The sequence below is a fragment of the Pseudomonas sp. GW821-FHT09A09 genome, assembly GCF_059418405.1.
In genome coordinates this window covers 113,164-134,663 of record NZ_JBWKPU010000011.1, presented here as the reverse complement: position 1 = coordinate 134,663, position 21,500 = coordinate 113,164, and the positions used below count along the sequence as shown (strand labels likewise).

Genomic DNA, 21,500 nt, shown 5'->3' with positions numbered 1-21,500 from the left:
TGCGTCAAAGAGCCACACAGGCCGTGGCAGGGGGCCTGCTTCGTTTATACTCCTGCCGATCCGCCTGCAGCGCTCACCGGGAGAGCTCATGCTCGCCGCCGTAAAACTGACTTCCGCCACCCGCCAGAACCTCTGGCGCCTGACGTTCATCCGCACCTTGGTGCTGGCCGCACAGGCCGGTTCCGTCGGGCTCGCCTATTGGTTCGACCTGTTGCCGCTGCCCTGGCTGCAACTGGGCGTGACCCTGGGTTTCTCCATCGTGCTCTGTGTGTTCACCGCGATCCGGTTGCGCACCACCTGGCCGGTCACCGAGCTGGAGTACGCCCTGCAGTTGGCTTGCGACCTGTTTATCCACAGTGTGTTGCTGTATTTCTCCGGTGGCTCCACCAACCCGTTCGTGTCCTATTACCTGGTGCCGCTGACCATCGCCGCCGTGACCTTGCCATGGCGCTATTCGGTGGTGCTGTCGGGCATCGCCCTGACCCTGTACACCCTGTTGCTGGCACGCTTCTATCCACTGCAAACCTTCCCCATCGCCCGGGAAAACCTGCAGATCTACGGGATGTGGCTGAGCTTTGCCCTGTCTGCCGCGGTCATCACCTTCTTCGCCGCGCGCATGGCCGAAGAGCTGCGTCGCCAGGAAGAATTGCGCGCCATCCGCCGCGAAGAAGGCCTGCGCGACCAGCAACTGCTGGCCGTCGCCACCCAGGCTGCTGGCGCCGCCCATGAGTTGGGCACACCGCTGGCGACCATGAGCGTGTTGCTCAACGAAATGACCCAGGACCATCACGACCCTGTGCTGCAAGAGGACCTTGGCGTGCTGCGCGAGCAGGTCAAGCAGTGCAAGCAGACCTTGCAGCAACTGGTGCGCGCCGCCGAAGCCAATCGCCGCCTGGCGGTGGAGATGCAGGACGTGACCCAGTGGCTCGACGAAGCCCTGAACCGTTGGCACCTGATGCGCCCCGAGGCCAGCTACCGCTTTCATCTATTAGGCCAGGGCACTGTGCCGCGCATGGCACCGCCACCCGACCTGACCCAGGCATTGCTCAACCTGCTGAACAACGCCGCCGACGCCTGCCCCGAAGGGCTGGGTGTACAACTGGACTGGGACGCGGAAAACGTCACCATCAGCATTCGTGACCACGGCGCGGGCGTGCCGCTGGCCATTGCCGAGCAGATCGGCAAACCCTTCTTTACCACCAAGGGCAAAGGCTTCGGCCTGGGCCTGTTCTTGAGCAAGGCCAGCGTGACCCGCGCGGGCGGCTCAGTGAAGCTCTATAGTCATGAGGAAGGCGGCACGCTCACCGAGCTGCGCCTGCCCCGTGTCGCACGAGGAGATATCGATGAGTGACGAGATCCAAGTCGAAGGCGAAGAACTGCCGCACCTGCTGCTGGTAGATGACGACGCCACCTTTACCCGCGTGATGGCGCGCGCCATGAGCCGTCGAGGTTTTCGCGTCAGCACCGCAGGTTCCGCCGAAGAAGGCCTGACCATTGCCCAGGCCGATCTGCCGGACTACGCCGCGCTTGACCTGAAGATGGACGGCGACTCCGGCCTGGTGCTGCTGCCCAAGCTGCTGGAGCTCGACCCGGAAATGCGCGTGGTGATCCTCACCGGCTATTCCAGCATTGCCACGGCCGTCGAGGCGATCAAGCGCGGCGCCTGCAACTACCTGTGCAAACCGGCCGACGCCGATGACGTGCTGGCCGCATTGCTCTCCGAGCACGCCGACCTCGACACCCTGGTGCCGGAAAACCCGATGTCGGTGGACCGCCTGCAGTGGGAACACATCCAGCGCGTGTTGACCGAGCACGAAGGCAACATCTCCGCTACGGCCCGCGCCCTGGGCATGCATCGCCGTACCTTGCAGCGCAAGCTGCAGAAGCGCCCGGTTCGCCGCTGAGGGCTGGTGCTGTGAAGTGAAATGGCCGGGTTGCCCGGCTATTTCCAGTCGACCTCAGTCGAAGTAGTTGGGAAATGTATTCGGCCCGAGGTACAGAAAGTTCGACGGTTTCAGCTTGATTTCCTTGGGCATCCTCAGCTCGACGAACGGGCTGCCGGCGGTGATGGCACCGAGCTCCTCGGGTGCCTGGTCGGTGCTGAATATCACCATGTAGTTGCCCCTGCCCACATAGCGCTCGTTACCCAGAAACAACAGGTCTTCGACGTTCTCACCGTTGAATTGCTGGCCTGGAGGGTTGACGTATATGCCCCCCTTTGAGCCTGCGCGCGTTGCTCCTCGCGTCGAATCTGTAATGCTTTGTCCCTGGGCGATCGCTTCCGCGCCGGCCTTGTCGGTGTAGTGAATGTATACCGGCTGCCCGTTGTACGTGCCCGAATCCAATAGGGATTGCCAATCCTGATGATTGGCCAATGGCGGGTTCGCTGAAATACTTGGCACTGCATTTTCTTTCGAGGCCGGGCCTTTTTGCTGTGCGGGCTTGATGAATTTCTTGCCGCCGCCTTTCATTGTGTTCAAGCGCCATTCACCGTGACCCGCAGATTCCAGGAACATCACGGTTTTCTGGGTGACGGGGTCAATGACCCGAACATACCCGTTCTCGATTTTGTAATTTCGGCTGATCTCAAACACTCGGCTGACGCCCGTGCCGTCGGTGTAACGGACGTAGAACTGTTCCCCAACCTGATACGTACCATCTCCTCTCAATGTGCGACCTTCAAGGAGATTTTCGGGCAGGGCGTGAGCGCTGAAGTCGGGCAGGGGGCGAGCGGTGCTCGGCCGGATGGGCTCCACGTCCGGCGTGTGTATCTGCGCCGTTTCGGGGCTGTTCGGCGCAGGGTTATCGTTGGGCGTTATGATTTCGTACTCGACTTTGCCCGCCGCGCCTTCTGTTGCCTTGCCTGCTCTCGCGATATGGGGGAGCACGACGGTTGCGGCATTGAAAACACCAAACACGATCCGCTCGGTGCCTTGGGGTTTACCGTGCGCCTTGTCGTCAATACCAACGACGGTGGTGGTGACGCCGTCTGCCAGATAAAAAGCATCCAGCGCCAGCCCTACTTCAGGCATCACCAATGCCAGCGGCGTTAAAAACAGCGCAAATTTTTTGGTTTTTTCCAGGCCCGACAAAATGGCCTTTTTGGTTACATCTGCATTACTGGTGATCTGGACATCCGCATCGGCATAGGAGCGATCTTTCTGGCGTTTCGTCATTTCATCAAGCGGCAGGCTACTGGGCTCTGTAGTGATGTACGTTTGTGGATCCCAAAAGCCGCTGAAGGCCCGGTGATCGTAATTGAACAATCCGCCCGGGGTTTCACGCTTTTGCGGCCAGGTGCCGAGCCCTGCCAGGGTTTCGTCGACACCGGCCCTGGTCAATCCGTTGGGTTTGTCTTTCAAGGCAAAGTGCAACGCCATGGCGTCACGTTTGGCCGGGTCGGCCATTTGCTCTGCCAGCCAGGTCTTCATCTCGGCCTGGCTGTTGAAACTGTGCAGTGGCGAGGAGTTACCGGGGATGTATAGCAGGGTCAGCGCCGGTGTGCTCTTGGTGTCCGTGATGTACATCAGGTCGGTGGATTGATAGCTGCCGACTTTCAACAGGCCCAGTTCAATGTTGGGATCCTTGGGCGGGTTCTTTTGCAAGTCCTCGAACTTGACGTCTGGCCATGACTCCTGATGACCTGACAGGCCGGCAGCCCGCATGATCAGCTCGCGACCTTGTGTGGTCAGGCTACCTTCCTGGTGTTGGCCCATGGCGGATTTGACGAGCGAGGCTTTGGCCAGCACAGGGTATTTCTCCTGGTGGCGGCTCCAGAAGTCATCCAGATACTCTTTGTAAGGCTTTTGATAGTCAGCCGTCTTGATCAGTTGCCTGAGTTCTGCCGGCCTGATCCCACTTTCGTTGCCAGCGTTGTAGGCTGTTGCAGGCTCTCCTGGGGACTCTTTATAAATACCTTGGAAGGTATGAGTGATGTCGGCCTTTTCCGTACCCGGATTAAAACGGCTGGAAAAGTCGAATGTTCCAGGTGTGCGTATTTCCAGATCGGGTTTGACGATGACGTCCGGGCCACCGGCGTAGTAAGGCACTGCAAACCCTTGCCCCGAGGGCGTCTCCTGGGCGTTCTGTATGAGCGCCTGGGTCAACGAGAGGCGCTGAATGATTTTCGCGGGATAGGGCTTTTCGCCGGTGGTGTTGTATTCGAACGTCACCAGATACGTGTTATCGGGGTCGACGTTCCACCTTTTTTCCTCCTCGGGGAATTTGGACCGTTGTATAAACTTTGCGAATAGATTCTTGAAGAAGTTTGAAGCTTCCTGCTCGACGGTATTGAGCGAGTTGCTGACGTCTTGCGTGATGGGGTCGATGTTGATGTTGACGCCCAGGTCGACCGGGGATGGCGTTTTCTCACCCACCCCGATGCGTTTACCCGGATCAGGGTTGATGCTCACTTCTTCGTAACCGCCTCCTGATGATTGCGGCGTCGGTTTGACCACCTGCACGACTTCCTGGTCTTTAGGCGCGCTGGCATCAATCGAGCGTTTTGGGCGAGCTTGCGGCGACGTGGAGGCTGATGACACAGGGTAAAGGTTGACGTGTTGATGGGGGGCAATTTGCATAACGGGAGCCTCAGGCAGGAACGGTTATTGATGGGCTTCCTGTGTGGCAAGGCCGTAGGCAACGTTCCTCTGTCTATGTCACTTCTTCTTTCACTCGCGGTAGGTCGAGCTTTCTTGACGCGCGCGGTCTGTGGCGAAAGAAGCGTCCTTTACCGCGCTGAACAAAGTCTGAACAATCTGCGTCAGGCCGCACGGCGCCCTGAACCGATCGTCTATGATCGGTTCAAACACCTGTCACATTCTCTTACAGAGCCTGAACGATGAATCAGAACGCTGAGTACTCCGCGGTCAACGACGCGGTGCGTGGGCACTTCTTTCGCCGAACCTGGGCGATGATCACGCCCTATTGGCGCAGCGAAGAGAAGGGTAAAGCCTGGTTATTGCTGGCGGCGGTGATCGGTCTGTCGCTGTTCAGCGTGGCGATCTCCGTGTGGATCAACCACTGGTACAAGGACTTCTACAACGCGCTGGAAAAGAAGGACACCGATGCCTTCTGGCAACTGATCGGCTACTTCGGCGGGATCGCCGCCGTGGCGATCCTCGGTGCTGTGTACCGCCTGTACCTGACCCAGATGCTGACCATCCGCTGGCGTGCCTGGCTCACCGAGAAACACTTTGCGCGTTGGCTCTCCGACAAGAACTACTACCAGCTGGAGCAGGGCGGCTACACCGATAACCCGGACCAGCGGATTTCCGAAGACCTCAACAACTTCACCTCCAGCACTTTGAGCCTGGGCCTCGGGTTGCTGCGTAACGTGGTCAGCCTGGTGTCGTTCTCCATCATCCTGTGGGGCGTGTCGGGCAGCATCGAAGTGTTTGGCATCACCATTCCCGGCTACATGTTCTGGTGCGCGCTGTTGTATGCCGCCGTGGGCAGCTGGCTGACGCACTTGATCGGCCGTCGCTTGATCGGCTTGAGCAATCAACAACAACGTTTCGAAGCGGACCTGCGTTTTTCCATGGTGCGCGTGCGTGAGAACGCCGAGAGTATTGCGCTGTACAACGGCGAACCGAACGAAAACCAGCGCCTGAGCGCGCGTTTCGGCAAGGTCTGGCACAACTTCTGGGACATCATGAAAGTGTCCAAGCGCCTGACGTTCTTCACCGCCGGCTACAGCCAGATCGCAATCATCTTCCCGTTCATCGTCGCGGCGCCGCGTTACTTCACCGGCAAGATCGAGCTGGGCGAGCTGATGCAAATCAACTCGGCCTTCGGCAACGTGCAAGAGAACTTCAGCTGGTTTATCAGCGCGTATTCGGAGCTGGCGTCGTGGCGCGCCACCAGTGATCGTCTGTTGAGTTTCCACCAGGCCATGAGCGAGAACGAGCAGCGCGCGCCGGCCATCGACGTGCGCCCGGAGGGCGAGCGCCTGGTGGTGCAAGACCTGGGCATGGACCTGGCCGACGGCCGCCATTTGCTCACCCATGCCGACATGACGGTAGAGCCGGGCCAGCGCGTGATGCTCAGTGGTCGTTCCGGCAGCGGCAAAAGTACGTTGCTGCGAGCGATGGGGCATTTATGGCCCGCAGGCCACGGCAGCATTCGCCTGCCGGCGGCGCGCTACCTGTTCCTGCCGCAAAAGCCTTACCTGCCGATTGGCACGTTGAAGGCGGTGTTGAGTTATCCACAGGAGGACAGCGTCTACCCGGCGGAACGTTATGCACAGGTGCTGGAGACCTGCCGCCTGCCGCATCTGGTGGCGCGCCTGGACGAAGCCAACCACTGGCAGCGCATGCTCTCGCCGGGTGAGCAGCAGCGCCTGGCGTTTGCCCGCGCGTTGTTGTTCGCACCGCAATGGCTGTACATGGACGAAGCCACCTCGGCCATGGATGAAGAGGACGAGGCGACGTTGTATCAGGCATTGATCGATGAGCTGCCGGGGCTGAGCATCGTCAGCGTCGGCCATCGCAGCAGCCTCAAGCGCTTCCATGGGCGGCATGTGCGGATCGAAAGCGGGTTGTTGCAGGAGCAACCCGTGGCCTGACGCGCTCCCCGTAGGAGCCGGCTTGCCGGCGATAGCGGTGGATCAAGCAACCCATCTTTTGCCTGACACGCCGCCATCGCGGCAAGCCGGCTCCTACAGTTGATGCGTGATCCAATAAAAAAGCCCGGCTGATCATCGATCAGCCGGGCTTTTTTGTGCGTGAAGAGATGTTACTTCTTCAAGCCGTAATGCTCATCCAGCATGCCTGGGGCGTTCGGCGTTTTTGGCGCGTAGTCCCGTGGTGGCTCCTGGTTTTCCCGGGGTGGGGTCAGGCGCTCCCGTGGGGTTTGCGGTGCATCGGAATGCAACGCGGCCAGCAGGCGCTGACGGGTGATGTCGTCGAGGGCCAGGCGGTTGGCGCCATCGGCGAGGTGATCCTGTACTTCCTGGTAGCTCTGGGTGAGCTTCTTGACCAGGGTCGCGGTGCTGTTGAAGTGGGTAACAACCTCGTTCTGATAACTGTCAAAACGTTCCTGGATGTCATCCAGCTGACGCTGCGTGCGGTTAGGCGCGGCATTGGGCAGCAAGCGAGCAACCAGGAAACCAATGGCGACACCGGCAACCAGGGCAAGAGTCGGCAACAACCAAACTAAGAGCGAGTGTTCCACGAGTCCTTCCTCTATAAACGGCTTTGCTTTACGTTAACGGCTCGGACCTGCGCTGTATACCGCGATTAAGCTCGCAATGATGCCATGCACAGACTTTTAGCTAGACGAGTCGACCCTTTGAGAGGTCACGGAGTTCATTCCTTGCTCATGCGTGAAACCCCCGTTTTGATCGATGGCCCGGTAGGCCAATTGGAAGCCCTGTACCTGGATCACCCCGAGCCACGTGGCCTGGCGCTGATCTGCCACCCCAACCCGGTGCAGGGTGGGACCATGCTCAATAAAGTCGTTTCGACCCTGCAACGCACCGCCCGCGATGCCGGTTTGATTACCTTGCGTTTCAACTACCGGGGCGTCGGCGCCAGTGCCGGTACTCACGATATGGCCACCGGCGAAGTCGATGACGCCGAAGCGGCCGCCACCTGGCTGCGGGAAAAACACCCGGATTTGCCGATCACCCTGCTCGGTTTCTCCTTCGGTGGCTACGTGGCGGCCAGCCTCGGCGGGCGCCTGGAAGCCAAGGGCGAACAACTCGCGCACCTGTTTATGGTGGCCGCTGCGGTGATGCGCCTGCGTGATACCGACGTGCTGCCACAGGGCTGCCCGCTGACCCTGATCCAGCCAGAAACCGACGAAGTGGTCGACCCGCAGACCGTCTACGACTGGTCCGCCGCCCTGAAACGCCCCCATGAGCTGCTGAAAGTGGCAGAATGCGGGCACTTTTTTCATGGCAAGCTCACCGATCTGAAGGATCTGGTGCTGCCGCGCCTCTCGAATTGATAGCAGTCTGATAAGCGATTACCCATGACGACTCGTACCCGTATCCTCACCGGCATCACCACCACCGGCACGCCGCACCTGGGCAACTACGCTGGCGCGATCCGCCCGGCAATCCTTGCCAGCCAGGACGCCAATGCCGACTCCTTCTACTTCCTGGCCGACTACCACGCCCTGATCAAGTGCGATGACCCGCAGCGCATCCAGCGCTCGCGTATGGAAATCGCCGCGACCTGGCTGGCCGGTGGCCTGGATGTGAACCGGGTGACGTTCTATCGCCAGTCGGACATCCCGGAAATCCCCGAGCTGACCTGGCTGCTCACCTGCGTGGCCGCCAAGGGCCTGCTCAACCGTGCCCATGCGTACAAGGCCTCGGTGGACAAGAACGTGGAAGCCGGCGAAGACCCGGATGCGGGCATCAGCATGGGCTTGTACAGCTACCCGGTGCTGATGGCGGCGGACATCCTGATGTTCAACGCGCACAAGGTGCCGGTCGGCCGCGACCAGATCCAGCACGTGGAAATGGCCCGCGACATCGGCCAGCGCTTCAACCACCTGTTCGGCAACGGTAAAGAATTCTTCACCATGCCCGAGGCGTTGATCGAAGAAAGCGTCGCCACCTTGCCGGGCCTGGATGGCCGCAAGATGTCCAAGAGCTACGACAACACCATCCCGTTGTTCACCAGCGCCAAGGACATGAAAGACGCCATCTCGCGCATCGTCACCGACTCCCGCGCACCGGGCGAAGCCAAAGACCCGGACAACTCGCACCTGTTCACCTTGTATCAGGCGTTTGCCAGCAAGGCGCAGGAAGAAGAGTTCCGCGCTGAACTGCTGCAAGGCCTGGGCTGGGGTGAGGCGAAGAACCGCCTGTTCCAACTGCTGGACGGCCAACTGGGCGAAGCCCGCGAGCGTTACCATCAATTGATGTCGCGCCCTTCCGACATGGAAGACCTGCTGCTGATCGGTGCCAAGAAAGCCCGTGCCGTGGCGGCGCCGTTCCTGGCTGAACTGCGTGAAGCGGTGGGCCTGCGCTCGTTCGTCAATCAAGCGGCGGCGCCGGTGGCGGCCAAGAAGAAAGCTGCGAAAGCCGCGCGCTTCGTGAGCTTCCGTGAAGATGATGGCAGCTTCCGCTTCCGCCTGCTGGCGGCCGATGGCGAACAACTGCTGCTGTCGCGCAACTTTGCCGATGGTAAAGCCGCTGGTGCGGTGACCAAGCAGCTGCAAAGTGGCGACGCCCTGGACGTGCGCACCGAAGCCCTGGGCTTCAGCGTATGGCTGGACGGCGCCGCGGTGGCCGACAGTGCCGAGTTCGCCGACGAAGCGTCGCGCGATGCGGCCATCGAAGCCCTGCGCGTTGCGTTGACCCCTATCGAGGATTAACCCGACCAAGGGTTGATTGCCATTATCCGGGGCCGTCGTTACAGTGACGGCCCGTTTTTGTTGCCTTGCTAACGAAATTATGACGCCCCTAGAACGATATCAAGCTGATCTGAAGCGCCCTGAATTCTTTCATGACGCGGCCCAGGAAAATGCGGTGCGCCATTTGCAGCGCCTGTACGACGACCTGATCGCCGCTTCGCAAAACAAGCCAGGGATGTTCAGCAAGCTGTTTGGCAAGAAAGACCACACGCCGGTCAAAGGCTTGTACTTCTGGGGCGGCGTCGGCCGGGGCAAGACTTACCTGGTAGACACCTTCTTCGAAGCGCTGCCGTTCAAGGAAAAGGTCCGGACGCACTTCCACCGCTTCATGAAGCGCGTGCACGAAGAAATGAAGACCCTGCCGGGCGAGAAGAACCCGCTGACCATCATCGCCAAGCGTTTCTCCGAAGAAGCGCGGGTGATCTGCTTCGATGAATTCTTCGTCTCCGACATCACCGATGCCATGATCCTGGGCACTCTGATGGAAGAGCTGTTCAAGAACGGCGTGACACTGGTTGCCACCTCGAACATCGTGCCCGACGGTTTGTACAAGGACGGCCTGCAACGTGCGCGCTTCCTGCCCGCCATTGCGCTGATCAAGCAGAACACCGAGATCGTCAACGTCGACAGCGGCGTCGACTACCGCCTGCGCCATCTGGAGCAAGCCGAGCTGTTCCACTTCCCGCTGAACGAAGCGGCCCACGAGAGCCTGAAAAAGAGCTTCCGTGCGCTGACGCCGGAATGCACCCAGGCAGTGGAAAACGACAAGCTGATGATCGAGAACCGCGAAATCATTGCCTTGCGCACTTGTGATGACGTGGCCTGGTTCGACTTCCGTGCCCTGTGCGACGGCCCGCGTAGCCAGAACGACTACATCGAGTTGGGCAAGATCTTCCACGCGGTGATCCTGAGTGGCGTGGAGCAGATGAGCGTCACCACCGATGACATTGCACGCCGTTTCATCAACATGGTCGACGAGTTCTACGACCGTAACGTGAAGTTGATCATCTCGGCGGAAGTTGAGTTGAAGGATTTGTACACCGGTGGTCGCTTGAACTTCGAGTTCCAGCGCACGCTGAGCCGCCTGCTGGAAATGCAGTCCCACGAGTTCCTGTCACGCGGTCACAAGCCCTAAACGCATCCCTTGTAGGAGCCGGCTTGCCGGCGATGGCGGCCTCAACATCAATGTTGATGGTGCTGGCCTCATCGCTGGCAAGCCAGCTCCTACAGTGGAGCTGTGTTTAAACTGGGTTATGCAGCTTGCTGGAACTGCTGCCGGTACTGGTTCGGCGACAGTTCCGTGTGCTGCCTGAACAACCGCGCAAAGAAACTCGCATCGTCGTAACCCACCTCATAACTGATGGTCTTGATGCTCTTGCGGCTGCCCGAGAGCAGGCCCTTGGCCGTCTCAATGCGCAGGCGTTGCAGGTAGTGCAACGGCTTGTCGCCGGTCGCGGTCTGGAAGCGGCGCATGAAGTTGCGGATGCTCATGCCGTGTTCCCGGGCCACGTCTTCGAAGCGGAACTTGTCCGCAAAGTGTTCTTCGAGCCAATGCTGGATCTGCAGGATGATCACGTCCTGGTGCAGCTTCTGTCCGCCAAACCCGATGCGCCCCGGTGCGTAGCTGCGCTGCACTTCGTAGAGGATGTCGCGGGCCACGGCCTGGGCGATGTTGGCGCCGCAGAAGCGTTCGATCAGGTAGATATAAAGGTCGCACGCCGACGTGGTGCCGCCGGCGCAATACAGGTTGTCGGCGTCGGTGAGGTGTTTGTCCTGATTGAGCTGGACCCTGGGGAAACGCTCGCTGAAGGCATTGAAGAAACGCCAGTAGGTGGTCGCCTCCTTGCCATCGAGCAGGCCGGCCTCGGCCAGCCAGAACACCCCGGTAGCTTCGCCGCAGAGTACGGCGCCACGGGCGTGTTGTTCGCGCAGCCACGGCAGCACTTGAGGGTAACGCGCGCACAGCGCGTCGAAATCATCCCAGAAGGCCGGCAATACGATGATGTCGGCGTTTTCCAGGCCGCCGTCCACCGGCATGATCACGTTGCTGAAACTGCGTACCGATTGCCCGTCGGGGCTGACCAGGCGCGTTTCGAATGCGGGGGTGAGGCCCAGACCTTGTTGCTTGCCGTAACGCAGGCTGGCGAGGTGGAAGAAATCCTTGGCTTGCATGAGGGTTGAAGCGAATACCCGATCAATGGCCAAAATGCTGACGCGCCGCAACGGCGTGGAGATTTGGTTAGACATAATTTCATTTATTCTTATAGGGGAAAGTGGTCACCAGACGGCTGGATCGTCTTATTTTTTGTCGCATGTGTCCAGTGTCCCGTGATGCTTTCGCGGCATAGTCTCTGTGGGCTCGTCCTTGTCCGACAATCCTCGCAGGTGACCCATGATTCCCAGAACCTTGTACAGCCCGGAGCACGAACTCTTCCGCGACAGCGTGCGCACGTTCCTCGAAAAAGACGCCGCGCCGTTCCATGGGCAATGGGAAAAACAGGGCTACATCGACCGTGGCCTGTGGAGCAAGGCGGGGGAGGCGGGGATGCTGTGTTCCCACCTGCCGGAAGAGTATGGCGGCCTGGGCGCGGACTTTTTGTACAGCGCGGTGGTGATCGAAGAGATCAGCCGCCTCGGCCTGACCGGCATCGGTTTTTCCCTGCATTCGGATATCGTTGCGCCGTACATCCTGCATTACGGCAGCGAGGCGCTGAAGCACAAATACCTGCCCAAGCTGATCTCCGGCGAGATGGTCACGGCCATTGCCATGACCGAGCCAGGTGCCGGCTCTGACCTGCAAGGGGTCAAGACCACCGCGGTGCTGGACGGCGATGAGTATGTGATCAACGGCTCCAAAACCTTTATCACCAATGGCTACCTGGCCGAGTTAGTCATCGTCGTGGCCAAGACCGACCCTAAGGCCGGTGCCAAGGGCACCAGCCTGTTCCTGGTGGAGGCCGACACGCCGGGCTTCGACAAGGGCAAGCGCCTGGAGAAAGTCGGCATGAAAGCCCAGGACACCTCCGAGCTGTTCTTCCAGGACGTGCGGGTGCCCAAGGAAAACCTGCTGGGCCAGGCCGGCATGGGTTTCGCGTACCTGATGCAGGAGTTGCCCCAGGAACGGTTGACCGTGGCGATTGGCGCCGTGTCGTCAGCCGAGGCGGCGCTGGCGTGGACGCTGGAGTACACCCGCGAACGCAAGGCGTTTGGCAAGGCGATCGCCGATTTCCAGAACACCCGGTTCAAGCTGGCGGAGATGGCCACCGAGATTCAGATCGGGCGTGTGTTTGTGGATAAGTGCATCGCGTTGCACCTGGAGGGCAAGCTGGATGTACCCACGGCGGCGATGGCCAAGTACTGGGCCACGGACCTGCAATGCAAGGTGCTCGATGAGTGCGTGCAGTTGCACGGTGGCTACGGCTTCATGTGGGAATACCCGATCGCCCGGGCGTGGGCGGATGCGCGGGTGCAGCGGATTTATGCGGGGACCAATGAGATCATGAAAGAGATCATTGCTCGGGCGCTTTGATCATGTGGTGCTTTTGAGGGCGCCATCGCAGGCAAGCCAGCTCCCACATTTGACGGTATTCACAAATCAAAATGTGGGAGCTGGCTTGCCTGCGATAGCGGTCTGCCGGTCAATCAAGGCGCAGGGTTCGGATGATCCTTCTGAATCGCCTCAATCCCCTCCAACACCTCTTTCGACAATTTCAGGTCGGCACTGGCAATGTTGCTGTCCAGTTGCTCAAGCGACGTGGCGCCAATGATGTTGCTGGTCACAAACGGCTGTTGCGTCACAAACGCCAGCGCCATCTGCGCCGGATCCAGCCCATGTTCTCGCGCCAGTGCCACATAACGGCTGCAGGCTGCTTCCGACTGCGGGTTGAAGTAGCGGCTGAAGCGGCTGTATTCGGTCAGGCGCGCCTTGGCCGGGCGTGCACCGTTTTCGTACTTGCCGCTGAGCATGCCGAACGCCAGGGGCGAGTAGGCCAGCAGACCGCACTGTTCACGAATCGCGACCTCCGCCAGGCCCACTTCAAAGCTGCGGTTGAGCAGGTTGTAGGGGTTCTGGATCGACACGGCGCGGGTCCAGCCACGGGCTTCGGCCAGGGCCAGGAACTTCATGGTGCCCCACGGGGTTTCGTTGGACAGGCCGATGTGGCGGATCTTGCCGGCCTTGACCTGCTCGTCCAGCACCTCGAGGGTTTCTTCCAGTGGGGTGAGGTTGTCTTCGTCCTTGTGCTTGTAGCTCAGTTGGCCGAAGAAGTTGGTGCTGCGCTCCGGCCAGTGCAACTGGTAGATGTCGATCCAGTCGGTCTGCAGGCGCTTGAGGCTGGCGTCGAGGGCTTCGACGATGTGCTTGCGGTTGTGGCGCAGGTGGCCGTCGCGGATGTAGTCGATGGTGTTGCCAGGGCCGGCGATCTTGCTGGCCAGGATCCAGTCGGCACGGTCGCCGCGGCTTTTGAAGTAATTACCGATGTAGCGTTCGGTGGTGGCATAGGTGTCGGCCTTGGGCGGCACCGGGTACATTTCGGCGGTGTCGAGGAAGTTGATCCCCGCGGCCTTGGCCCGTTCGATCTGTGCGAAGGCCTCTGCCTCGCTGTTCTGCTCGCCCCAGGTCATGGTGCCCAAGGCTATCGCGCTCACGTTCAGATCCGTACGGCCCAGCTGTCGATAATCCATCGGGTACTCCTTCGGGGAAAACAATCATAAAAGCAGGTTGAATTTTTTTTGGCAATCTGCATAATTGCCCACCTCTTTCTGCAGTGGAAGTGATGCGCCGCCTGCCGAAGAATCTTGCCGTTGAACGGACGCGCCGACCCGAGCCCCCGATAGCGTCTGTATCCGGCTGCCTTTGACCTTGTCAAAGTACGCACTATTCAGTAAGATCCGCCGTCTAAATTTACAGGCGGCCCCTGAGGCTATTAAAGAATGACAACTTTTACTGCAAAACCGGAAACAGTTCAGCGCGACTGGTTTGTCGTCGACGCCGCTGGTCAGACCCTGGGTCGTCTGGCCACTGAAGTCGCCAGCCGTCTGCGTGGCAAGCACAAGCCTGAGTACACCCCGCACGTTGATACCGGTGACTACATCGTCATCATCAACGCTGAGCAGGTTCGTGTAACCGGCAACAAAGCAAGCGACAAAATGTACTACCGTCACTCCGGTTTCCCAGGCGGTATCAAGTCTTCCAACTTCGAAGGCCTGATTGCCAAGAAGCCTGAAGCCCCGATCGAAATCGCGGTCAAAGGCATGCTGCCTAAGGGCCCACTGGGTCGCGATATGTTTCGCAAGCTGAAAGTCTATGCGGGCGCTGTACACCCTCATGCTGCTCAGCAGCCCCAAGAACTGAAGTTTTAACGGAATAGTTCATTATGTCGGCGACTCAAAATTACGGCACTGGCCGTCGCAAAACCGCAACCGCACGCGTTTTCCTGCGTCCGGGCACTGGTAACATCTCGATCAACAACCGCTCCCTGGACAACTTCTTCGGCCGCGAAACTGCCCGCATGGTAGTTCGTCAGCCGCTGGAACTGACCGAGACCGTTGAAAAGTTCGACATCTACGTCACCGTTATCGGTGGCGGTGTAAGTGGTCAAGCTGGCGCAATCCGCCACGGTATCACTCGCGCACTGATGAGCTACGACGAAACCCTGCGTAGCGCTCTGCGCAAAGCTGGCTTCGTTACTCGCGATGCCCGTGAAGTTGAACGTAAGAAAGTCGGTCTGCGTAAAGCGCGTAAGCGTCCGCAGTACTCGAAGCGTTAATTCGCTTTACGTTCCACAAAAACGCCCAGCCTCCTCACGGAGCTGGGCGTTTTTTATTGCCTGCGATTTATGCACAAATTTGCGCGTGACAACTTGCCACATCCGTAGACCCCCTATACTACAAGGCCTGGGGGCGGAGCCCCGGGCAATTCCCTTGTCATACGTGGGGCTTTTCATTACCATCCGACAAAATTTTTATAAGCAAAGATTCAATACTTAGTAGACGCCTGATTTAACAGGCCAAAAAGCTGATGGGAGAGGACTGAATGAGCAATGACGGCGTGAATGCAGGCCGGCGTCGCTTCTTGGTAGCAGCCACATCCGTGGTGGGTGCTGCAGGAGCGGTGGGGGCTGCGGTCCCGTTCGTGGGGTCATGGTTTCCCAGTGCCAAGGCGAAAGCCGCAGGTGCACCGGTGAAGGTGAATATCAGCAAGATCGAGCCAGGCCAGCAGATGATTGCTGAGTGGCGCGGCCAGCCGGTCTTCATTGTTCGTCGTACCGAGGAAATCCTGGGAAATCTCAAGAAAATCGAGGGTCAGCTCTCTGATCCCGACTCGAAGAATTCCGACCAACCCGCCTACGTCGATAAGGAAATCCGTTCGATCAAGCCAGAGATCCTGCTGCTGATCGGTATCTGCACCCACCTGGGCTGCTCGCCTACCTTCCGCCCGGAAGTTGCTCCTGCCGACCTTGGCAAGGACTGGGTCGGTGGCTACTTCTGCCCCTGCCACGGTTCTCACTACGACCTGGCCGGTCGCGTCTACAAGTCACAACCCGCACCGTTGAACCTGCCCGTTCCGCCGCACCAATACGAGACGGACAGCATCGTTATCATTGGCGTCGACCAGGGGGAGAAGGCCTGATGAGCAAGTTCATGGATTGGGTGGATGCGCGTTTCCCCGCGACCAAAATGTGGGAAGACCATCTCAGCAAGTACTACGCGCCTAAAAACTTCAACTTCTTCTACTTCTTCGGCTCCCTGGCCCTGCTGGTGCTGGTCAACCAGATCGTCACCGGCGTCTGGCTGACCATGAGCTACACGCCGTCGGCGGAAGAAGCGTTTGCGTCCGTCGAATACATCATGCGTGACGTCGAGTACGGCTCGATCCTGCGCCTGCTGCACTCCACCGGCGCATCGGCGTTCTTTATCGTCGTCTATATGCACATGTTCCGCGGCCTGCTCTACGGTTCGTACCAGAAGCCTCGCGAGCTGGTGTGGGTTTTCGGCATGCTGATCTACCTGGCTCTGATGGCCGAAGCCTTCATGGGTTACCTGCTGCCGTGGGGCCAGATGTCGTACTGGGGCGCCCAGGTGATCATCTCGCTGTTCGGTGCGATCCCGGTGATCGGCAACGACCTGACCCAGTGGATCCGGGGTGACTACCTGATCTCCGGTATTACCCTGAACCGCTTCTTCGCGTTGCACGTCGTGGCCCTGCCGATCGTGATCCTGGGCCTGGTGGTGCTGCACATCCTCGCGCTGCACGAAGTGGGTTCCAACAACCCCGATGGCGTGGACATCAAGAAGCTCAAAGACGAAAACGGCGTACCGCTGGACGGCATTCCGTTCCACCCGTACTACACCGTGAAAGACATTGTCGGCGTGGTGGTGTTCCTGTTCATCTTCTGCTCGATCGTGTTCTTTTTCCCGGAGATGGGCGGTTATTTCCTGGAGAAACCCAACTTCGAACAGGCCAACGCCTTCAAGACACCTGAGCACATTGCCCCGGTCTGGTACTTCACGCCGTTCTACGCCATCTTGCGGGCGATCCCCGACAAGCTCATGGGCGTGATGGCGATGGGCGCCTCGATCGCGCTGCTGTTCGTGTTGCCATGGCTCGACCGCAGCCCGGTCAAGTCCATGCGCTACAAAGGCTGGCTGAGCAAGATCTGGCTGTGGGTGTTCTGCATCGCGTTCGTGATCCTGGGTGTCCTGGGCGTACTGGCGCCAACCCCTGAGCGTACGTTGCTGTCGCAGGTCTGCACCTTCCTGTACTTCGCCTACTTCATTCTGATGCCGTTCTACACCCGGCTAGAGAAGACCAAACCGGTTCCGGAAAGGGTGACTGGCTGATGAAAAAATTATTCGTTGCATTGATGCTTGCGGCCCTGCCGCTACTGTCCTTCGCTGCCGAGCACGGTGGCCCGGAGCTGGAAAAAGTCGACATCGACGTGTCTGACAAAGCGGCCATGCAAGACGGCGCACGGACGTTCGCCAACTATTGCATGGGCTGCCACAGCGCCAAGTTCCAACGTTATGAGCGAGTGGCCGACGACCTGGGGATCCCCCACGACGTGATGCTGCAAAAACTGGTGTTCACCGGTGCCAAGATCGGCGACCACATGAGCATCGGCATGCAGCCGGCTGACGCCAAGGTCTGGTTCGGTGCTGCGCCGCCCGACCTGACCCTGGTCGCCCGTGTACGGGGCACCGACTGGCTCTATGGCTACCTGAAGTCCTTCTACGACGACCCGGCACGCCCTCTGGGGGCCAACAACCGCGTGTTCCCGAACGTCGGCATGCCGAACGTTCTGGTCGGCCTGCAAGGCAAGCAAGTGGTAGGATGCAAGCAGATCCAGGTCGTTGAAGACGGCAAGAAGCAATACGATCCGCTGACCGGCACGCCGTTGACCCATGAAGCGTGCGATCAGTTGAAGATAGAGACCCCCGGTGCCCAGACCGAGGCGCAGTTCGACGAGACGGTCAAGAACCTCGTGACCTTCCTGGCGTACTCTGCCAACCCGGTCAAACTGCAGCACCAGCGCATCGGCACATATGTGCTGCTGTACCTGGCCTTCTTCTTCGTATTTGCCTATCTGCTCAAACGCGAATACTGGAAGGATGTGCATTGATCCAACCGTAAGCAATTGCTGTTAATCTTGCGCGCCCAGCGGCATCTCTGAACACGTAGCGCTCTGGTTGTACCAGGCGATACAGAGATGCTCTCTGGGCGCGCTCGTTTTTGAGCTTTCGATAATTTCAACAAGCGAGGAGGACCGCCATGGGCGTGACCAATCGGTTGGCCTGTTACTCCGACCCCGCCGACCACTATTCCCACCGAGTACGCATCGTGCTCGCAGAGAAGGGTGTCAGCGCCGAGATCATCAGTGTGGAGGCGGGCCGTCAGCCGCCGAAACTGATCGAAGTGAACCCTTACGGCAGCCTGCCCACCCTGGTCGATCGTGACCTGGCGTTGTGGGAGTCGACCGTGGTGATGGAATACCTGGATGAGCGTTACCCGCATCCACCTTTGCTGCCGGTGTACCCGGTGGCGCGTGCCAACAGCCGCCTGCTGATCCATCGGATCCAGCGTGACTGGTGCGGGCTGGTGGATGTGATTCTGGATGCGCGTACAAAAGAAGCCGTCCGCGTGCAGGCGCGTAAGGAATTGCGCGAGAGCCTGACCGGCGTTTCGCCGTTGTTCGCCGATAAACCTTTTTTCCTCAGCGAGGAACAAAGTTTGGTGGATTGCTGCCTATTACCGATACTCTGGCGTTTGCCGATTCTTGGTATTGAACTGCCGCGGCCTGCCAAGCCGCTGCTTGATTACATGGAGCGCCAGTTTGCGCGTGAGGCTTTCCAGGCGAGTCTGTCTGGTGTCGAACGCGATATGCGCTAAGGCTTAAGGAGCCGCTGATGAACTCCAGTCGACCCTACTTGGTCCGCGCGCTCTATGAGTGGATTGTGGACAACGATTGCACCCCGCACATGCTGGTCAATTCCGAATTTCCTGCGGTTCAGGTGCCGCAGGGGTTTGCCAGTGACGGCCAGATCGTCCTGAACGTGTCACCCAGTGCTGTGCGACACCTGCACATGGACAACGAAGCCGTGAGCTTCGAAGGGCGTTTCGGCGGTGTGCCGCATACGCTGTTCGTGCCCATTGGTGCCATCCTCGGGATCTACGCCCGGGAAAATGGCCAGGGCATGGTGTTTGATCTGGAGTCGCCTTTCGAGGACGACGAATCGATCGAAAGCGAAGACGGCGATGACCTGCCGCCACCGGATGCCGAGCCACCGCGCCCAAGCGGCCGGCCGAGCCTGAAAGTGGTGAAGTAACGGGCTTTCCCTCGGGGGAGCGCTGAAAGAATGCCTCGACCTGTGTCGGGGTATTTTTTTGCGCGAAGGATATAGATGAAAGTCGCGCCCGGACGGTGATCGTACAACCACCATGGGCTATGATGCGTGCTCAAGCTCACCGAGAAAGATGATTCATCATGGAAAACGCCAACACCGCCCCTCGTCTTCCCCGCAAGCGCCGCAGCCTTGCCCAGGAATTGGTCACGGTGTTGTCCGAGCAGATCCGCGACGGCCAACTCAAGCGCGGCGACAAGCTGCCCACCGAGTCAGCGATCATGGACGCCCATGGCGTCAGTCGCACGGTGGTCCGTGAAGCGATCTCGCGCTTGCAGGCCGCAGGGCAGGTGGAAACCCGTCACGGTATCGGCACGTTTGTGTTGGATACGCCCAGCCCGAGCGGCTTCCGGATCGACCCGGCCACGGTGGTGACACTGCGTGATGTGTTGGCGATCCTGGAGCTGCGGATCAGCCTGGAAGTGGAGTCTGCAGGTCTGGCTGCGTTACGTCGCAGTGATGAGCAACTGGCTGCGATGCGTGCGGCGCTCGATGCATTGAATGAAAGCGCGGCACACGCCGGCGATGCGGTGGCCTCCGACTTTGCGTTCCACCTGGAAATTGCGCTGTCCACCGGCAACCGTTACTTCACCGACATCATGACCCACCTGGGTACCAGCATCATCCCGCGTACGCGTTTGAACTCGGCACGCCTGGCCCATGATGACCAGCAGCACTACATGGGCCGCCTGAGCCGCGAGCACGAAGAGATCTACGAGGCGATTGCCCGCCAGGATTCGGACGCGGCACGAGCGGCCATGCGTTTGCATTTGACCAATAGCCGGGAGCGGCTGCGCCATGCCCACGAAGAGGCAGAAGCGCAGCGCGGTTGAAGGCTACACCGGCCTGATGCTGGGCCTGGTTCGTGTGGGAGCCGGGCTTGCCCGCGATGGCATCGCTTCGGTGTGTCTGATAGACCGAGGTGCTTGTATCGCCGGCAAGCCGGCTCCTACAGTGGGTTCGCGTCAGTTGGCCGGTTGGTTGGGCTTGTAGTCCTTGAGCAGCAGGTAAGTGCTCCACCCCCACCAATCATTGGTCCAGTGCTTGTCGTTCAGGTCATTCACGTCCTTGCGGCGCAGCACCTTGTCTCCCTCCACCTTGAACAGTGGCGAGAAGTTGTTCGCCGGGTTCTGCGCGGCATTCAGGTCCGGCACATACAGCGGTGCCTTGAAGTTGGCCGGGGAGGGCGCAACCCCACTGATGAACGTGTCGAAAATCTCATCGGCCGACGCCTGCACCGCACGTTTGACCTGCACCCGGTTGTCCGCATCAATCGCGTCGAAGTAGCGTTTGTCGCCGTAGGCATGCCATTGATCGCCCATGGCGTTGCGCACCTTGAGCCCGAACTTGCTGTCTTCGTCGTGCATGAAACGGCTGATCAGCGAACCCAGCTCACCCGGTGTCACCACTGCCGCCAGTTGTTTGCGTGGCACGCGCAAATGGCCGGCAGAAAACAGGTCGGTCAGGAAGTGATCCGCGAAACTGTTCATGGCATACGCCAGTTCCAGCGCCTGGTCGGTGCCGGTCTGATGGGCGACCACCGCCTGTTGCAACGCCGCGGTATGGCCGGCCAGGTACGCCGACAGTGCCCACTCACCAAAGTGGTCGGCGTTATCCGCCGCCAGCTTCAAGTAACGACCCAACGGTATAAGCGCAGACACCGCGCTGCCACCTCCGGTGATGCGGTTCCATTCCTCAGACAACGTATCTCCCAGGGCATCATAGGCTTCATGGGCTTGCTTGCCGTCCTTGATCGCCTGGTTGACCGCGTTGATCTCCTTTTGCATGACCGCGAGAATCTTGCGCGCTTCTTCTCGCGAAGCGGGCAGCACGGCCAACGAGTTGAACGCGGCGGTAAAGCGTTGCACGCGATCAGTCGGGGAGGCGCCATCGCTGATGGGTTGGCCAGGAATGCCATAGAAGTCGCCGCCCAAGGCGATCACTTGGCCGTAGGTGAGAGCCAGCCCGTTCGGCAGGTGCAGTTCCACTTGGCGCGCCGGAATGGCCGATGCGTCCTTGACGAAACGCAGCAACGTGTCGTCGCCAATTGCGGTGTGCTCGCCGCCTTCGAAGCGCAGAGTTGGCGGTTTTTTTTCGGGTGCTGCGAGTTCAAGATCTGACATGTTAGCTCCTTGCTATGTCGTAGGAATCTTTCGTATTAACTGTATGTATATACAGTTAAATCGAGCATAGAGGAAAAACTTCCTACGTCAAGAACTCGAGCCTCAACA

The 21,500-nt window shown here is 59.5% G+C and carries 20 protein-coding genes; 15 read left to right on the top strand and 5 right to left on the bottom strand.

Annotation, left to right across the window (positions count from 1 at the left end):
- Positions 1 to 88 precede the first annotated feature (88 nt).
- Together AC07OV_RS12290 and AC07OV_RS12285 are read left to right on the top strand one after the other, a co-directional pair.
- On the top strand, positions 89 to 1,351 hold the full coding sequence (locus AC07OV_RS12290; protein ID WP_176995111.1) for an ATP-binding protein: 1,263 nt from the start codon (positions 89 to 91) through the stop codon (positions 1,349 to 1,351).
- On the top strand, positions 1,344 to 1,904 hold the full coding sequence (locus AC07OV_RS12285) for a response regulator transcription factor (RefSeq protein ID WP_003171731.1): 561 nt from the start codon (positions 1,344 to 1,346) through the stop codon (positions 1,902 to 1,904). The genes AC07OV_RS12290 and AC07OV_RS12285 overlap by 8 nt, the downstream gene beginning before the upstream one ends.
- Before the next feature lie 54 nt (positions 1,905 to 1,958).
- Here the strand turns inward: AC07OV_RS12285 and AC07OV_RS12280 are convergent, their stop codons facing one another.
- A complete protein-coding gene (locus tag AC07OV_RS12280; protein ID WP_495092310.1) occupies positions 1,959 to 4,580 on the bottom strand; it encodes a dermonecrotic toxin domain-containing protein in 2,622 nt (873 codons plus the stop codon).
- 260 nt (positions 4,581 to 4,840) lie between these two features.
- Between AC07OV_RS12280 and AC07OV_RS12275 the strand changes: the two genes are divergently transcribed.
- Positions 4,841 to 6,565, top strand: coding sequence for an ABC transporter ATP-binding protein/permease (locus AC07OV_RS12275; protein ID WP_494996554.1), 1,725 nt, complete (start codon positions 4,841 to 4,843; stop codon positions 6,563 to 6,565).
- A 170-nt stretch (positions 6,566 to 6,735) separates the two neighbouring features.
- Here AC07OV_RS12275 and AC07OV_RS12270 read toward each other — a convergent pair whose 3' ends face one another.
- A complete protein-coding gene (locus AC07OV_RS12270) occupies positions 6,736 to 7,173 on the bottom strand; it encodes a Z-ring associated ZapG family protein (protein WP_003171734.1) in 438 nt (145 codons plus the stop codon).
- 147 nt (positions 7,174 to 7,320) lie between these two features.
- Here AC07OV_RS12270 and AC07OV_RS12265 point away from each other — a divergent pair, with 147 nt between their 5' ends.
- The 3 genes from AC07OV_RS12265 (at position 7,321) to zapE (ending at position 10,504) form a co-directional block, all read left to right on the top strand.
- A complete protein-coding gene (locus AC07OV_RS12265; RefSeq protein ID WP_016971576.1) occupies positions 7,321 to 7,950 on the top strand; it encodes an alpha/beta hydrolase in 630 nt (209 codons plus the stop codon).
- 24 nt (positions 7,951 to 7,974) lie between these two features.
- Positions 7,975 to 9,330 (top strand): tryptophan--tRNA ligase, encoded by a 1,356-nt coding sequence (locus tag AC07OV_RS12260; RefSeq protein WP_176995108.1) that lies wholly within the window; start codon positions 7,975 to 7,977, stop codon positions 9,328 to 9,330.
- Positions 9,331 to 9,409: 79 nt separating this feature from the next.
- Positions 9,410 to 10,504, top strand: coding sequence for a cell division protein ZapE (gene zapE / locus AC07OV_RS12255; protein WP_176995107.1), 1,095 nt, complete (start codon positions 9,410 to 9,412; stop codon positions 10,502 to 10,504).
- Positions 10,505 to 10,620: 116 nt separating this feature from the next.
- On the opposite strand, the gene AC07OV_RS12250 is transcribed toward zapE, so the two are convergent.
- Entirely contained in the window at positions 10,621 to 11,541 is a 921-nt protein-coding gene (locus AC07OV_RS12250) for a GlxA family transcriptional regulator (protein ID WP_176995256.1), read from the bottom strand.
- A 220-nt stretch (positions 11,542 to 11,761) separates the two neighbouring features.
- Between AC07OV_RS12250 and AC07OV_RS12245 the strand changes: the two genes are divergently transcribed.
- Positions 11,762 to 12,898 carry an acyl-CoA dehydrogenase family protein gene (locus AC07OV_RS12245; protein WP_176995106.1) on the top strand — a complete coding sequence of 379 codons (1,137 nt, stop codon included), beginning with the start codon at positions 11,762 to 11,764 and terminating at the stop codon, positions 12,896 to 12,898.
- A gap of 113 nt (positions 12,899 to 13,011) precedes the next feature.
- Here the strand turns inward: AC07OV_RS12245 and AC07OV_RS12240 are convergent, their stop codons facing one another.
- Positions 13,012 to 14,052 carry an NADP(H)-dependent aldo-keto reductase gene (locus tag AC07OV_RS12240; RefSeq protein ID WP_494996555.1) on the bottom strand — a complete coding sequence of 347 codons (1,041 nt, stop codon included), beginning with the start codon at positions 14,050 to 14,052 and terminating at the stop codon, positions 13,012 to 13,014.
- A gap of 249 nt (positions 14,053 to 14,301) precedes the next feature.
- Here AC07OV_RS12240 and rplM point away from each other — a divergent pair, with 249 nt between their 5' ends.
- From rplM to AC07OV_RS12200, 8 genes are all read left to right on the top strand, one after another.
- Positions 14,302 to 14,730 (top strand): 50S ribosomal protein L13, encoded by a 429-nt coding sequence (gene rplM, locus AC07OV_RS12235; RefSeq protein ID WP_003188508.1) that lies wholly within the window; start codon positions 14,302 to 14,304, stop codon positions 14,728 to 14,730.
- Positions 14,731 to 14,744: 14 nt separating this feature from the next.
- Positions 14,745 to 15,137 (top strand): 30S ribosomal protein S9, encoded by a 393-nt coding sequence (gene rpsI, locus AC07OV_RS12230; protein WP_016971570.1) that lies wholly within the window; start codon positions 14,745 to 14,747, stop codon positions 15,135 to 15,137.
- Positions 15,138 to 15,403: 266 nt separating this feature from the next.
- A complete protein-coding gene (petA, locus tag AC07OV_RS12225) occupies positions 15,404 to 16,000 on the top strand; it encodes a ubiquinol-cytochrome c reductase iron-sulfur subunit (protein ID WP_122720920.1) in 597 nt (198 codons plus the stop codon).
- Complete coding sequence (locus AC07OV_RS12220) at positions 16,000 to 17,211, top strand: cytochrome b (RefSeq protein ID WP_176995104.1); 1,212 nt, start codon at positions 16,000 to 16,002, stop codon at positions 17,209 to 17,211. The genes petA and AC07OV_RS12220 overlap by 1 nt, the downstream gene beginning before the upstream one ends.
- A complete protein-coding gene (locus tag AC07OV_RS12215; protein ID WP_176995103.1) occupies positions 17,211 to 17,990 on the top strand; it encodes a cytochrome c1 in 780 nt (259 codons plus the stop codon). Before AC07OV_RS12220 ends, AC07OV_RS12215 begins: the two co-directional genes overlap by 1 nt.
- A 149-nt stretch (positions 17,991 to 18,139) precedes the next feature.
- Positions 18,140 to 18,757, top strand: a complete 618-nt coding sequence (locus AC07OV_RS12210) for a glutathione S-transferase N-terminal domain-containing protein (protein ID WP_176995102.1) — start codon at positions 18,140 to 18,142, stop codon at positions 18,755 to 18,757.
- A gap of 17 nt (positions 18,758 to 18,774) precedes the next feature.
- Positions 18,775 to 19,194 carry a ClpXP protease specificity-enhancing factor gene (locus tag AC07OV_RS12205; protein ID WP_176995101.1) on the top strand — a complete coding sequence of 140 codons (420 nt, stop codon included), beginning with the start codon at positions 18,775 to 18,777 and terminating at the stop codon, positions 19,192 to 19,194.
- Between the two features lie 158 nt (positions 19,195 to 19,352).
- Complete coding sequence (locus AC07OV_RS12200; protein WP_016976230.1) at positions 19,353 to 20,102, top strand: FadR/GntR family transcriptional regulator; 750 nt, start codon at positions 19,353 to 19,355, stop codon at positions 20,100 to 20,102.
- A 132-nt stretch (positions 20,103 to 20,234) separates the two neighbouring features.
- Here AC07OV_RS12200 and AC07OV_RS12195 read toward each other — a convergent pair whose 3' ends face one another.
- Positions 20,235 to 21,392, bottom strand: coding sequence for a phospholipase (locus tag AC07OV_RS12195; RefSeq protein ID WP_495092309.1), 1,158 nt, complete (start codon positions 21,390 to 21,392; stop codon positions 20,235 to 20,237).
- Positions 21,393 to 21,500 lie beyond the last annotated feature (108 nt).

Coding starts and splice junctions, on each gene's coding strand:
- AC07OV_RS12260 (WP_176995108.1), top strand. CDS start 7,975: ATGACGACTCGTACCCGTATCCTCACCGGCATCACCACCACCGGCACG.
- AC07OV_RS12285 (WP_003171731.1), top strand. CDS start 1,344: ATGAGTGACGAGATCCAAGTCGAAGGCGAAGAACTGCCGCACCTGCTG.
- AC07OV_RS12220 (WP_176995104.1), top strand. CDS start 16,000: ATGAGCAAGTTCATGGATTGGGTGGATGCGCGTTTCCCCGCGACCAAA.
- rplM (WP_003188508.1), top strand. CDS start 14,302: ATGACAACTTTTACTGCAAAACCGGAAACAGTTCAGCGCGACTGGTTT.
- AC07OV_RS12215 (WP_176995103.1), top strand. CDS start 17,211: ATGAAAAAATTATTCGTTGCATTGATGCTTGCGGCCCTGCCGCTACTG.
- AC07OV_RS12290 (WP_176995111.1), top strand. CDS start 89: ATGCTCGCCGCCGTAAAACTGACTTCCGCCACCCGCCAGAACCTCTGG.
- AC07OV_RS12205 (WP_176995101.1), top strand. CDS start 18,775: ATGAACTCCAGTCGACCCTACTTGGTCCGCGCGCTCTATGAGTGGATT.
- AC07OV_RS12210 (WP_176995102.1), top strand. CDS start 18,140: ATGGGCGTGACCAATCGGTTGGCCTGTTACTCCGACCCCGCCGACCAC.
- AC07OV_RS12240 (WP_494996555.1), bottom strand. CDS start 14,052: ATGGATTATCGACAGCTGGGCCGTACGGATCTGAACGTGAGCGCGATA.
- AC07OV_RS12275 (WP_494996554.1), top strand. CDS start 4,841: ATGAATCAGAACGCTGAGTACTCCGCGGTCAACGACGCGGTGCGTGGG.
- AC07OV_RS12200 (WP_016976230.1), top strand. CDS start 19,353: ATGGAAAACGCCAACACCGCCCCTCGTCTTCCCCGCAAGCGCCGCAGC.
- AC07OV_RS12245 (WP_176995106.1), top strand. CDS start 11,762: ATGATTCCCAGAACCTTGTACAGCCCGGAGCACGAACTCTTCCGCGAC.
- zapE (WP_176995107.1), top strand. CDS start 9,410: ATGACGCCCCTAGAACGATATCAAGCTGATCTGAAGCGCCCTGAATTC.
- rpsI (WP_016971570.1), top strand. CDS start 14,745: ATGTCGGCGACTCAAAATTACGGCACTGGCCGTCGCAAAACCGCAACC.
- petA (WP_122720920.1), top strand. CDS start 15,404: ATGAGCAATGACGGCGTGAATGCAGGCCGGCGTCGCTTCTTGGTAGCA.
- AC07OV_RS12280 (WP_495092310.1), bottom strand. CDS start 4,580: ATGCAAATTGCCCCCCATCAACACGTCAACCTTTACCCTGTGTCATCA.
- AC07OV_RS12195 (WP_495092309.1), bottom strand. CDS start 21,392: ATGTCAGATCTTGAACTCGCAGCACCCGAAAAAAAACCGCCAACTCTG.
- AC07OV_RS12265 (WP_016971576.1), top strand. CDS start 7,321: ATGCGTGAAACCCCCGTTTTGATCGATGGCCCGGTAGGCCAATTGGAA.
- AC07OV_RS12250 (WP_176995256.1), bottom strand. CDS start 11,541: ATGCAAGCCAAGGATTTCTTCCACCTCGCCAGCCTGCGTTACGGCAAG.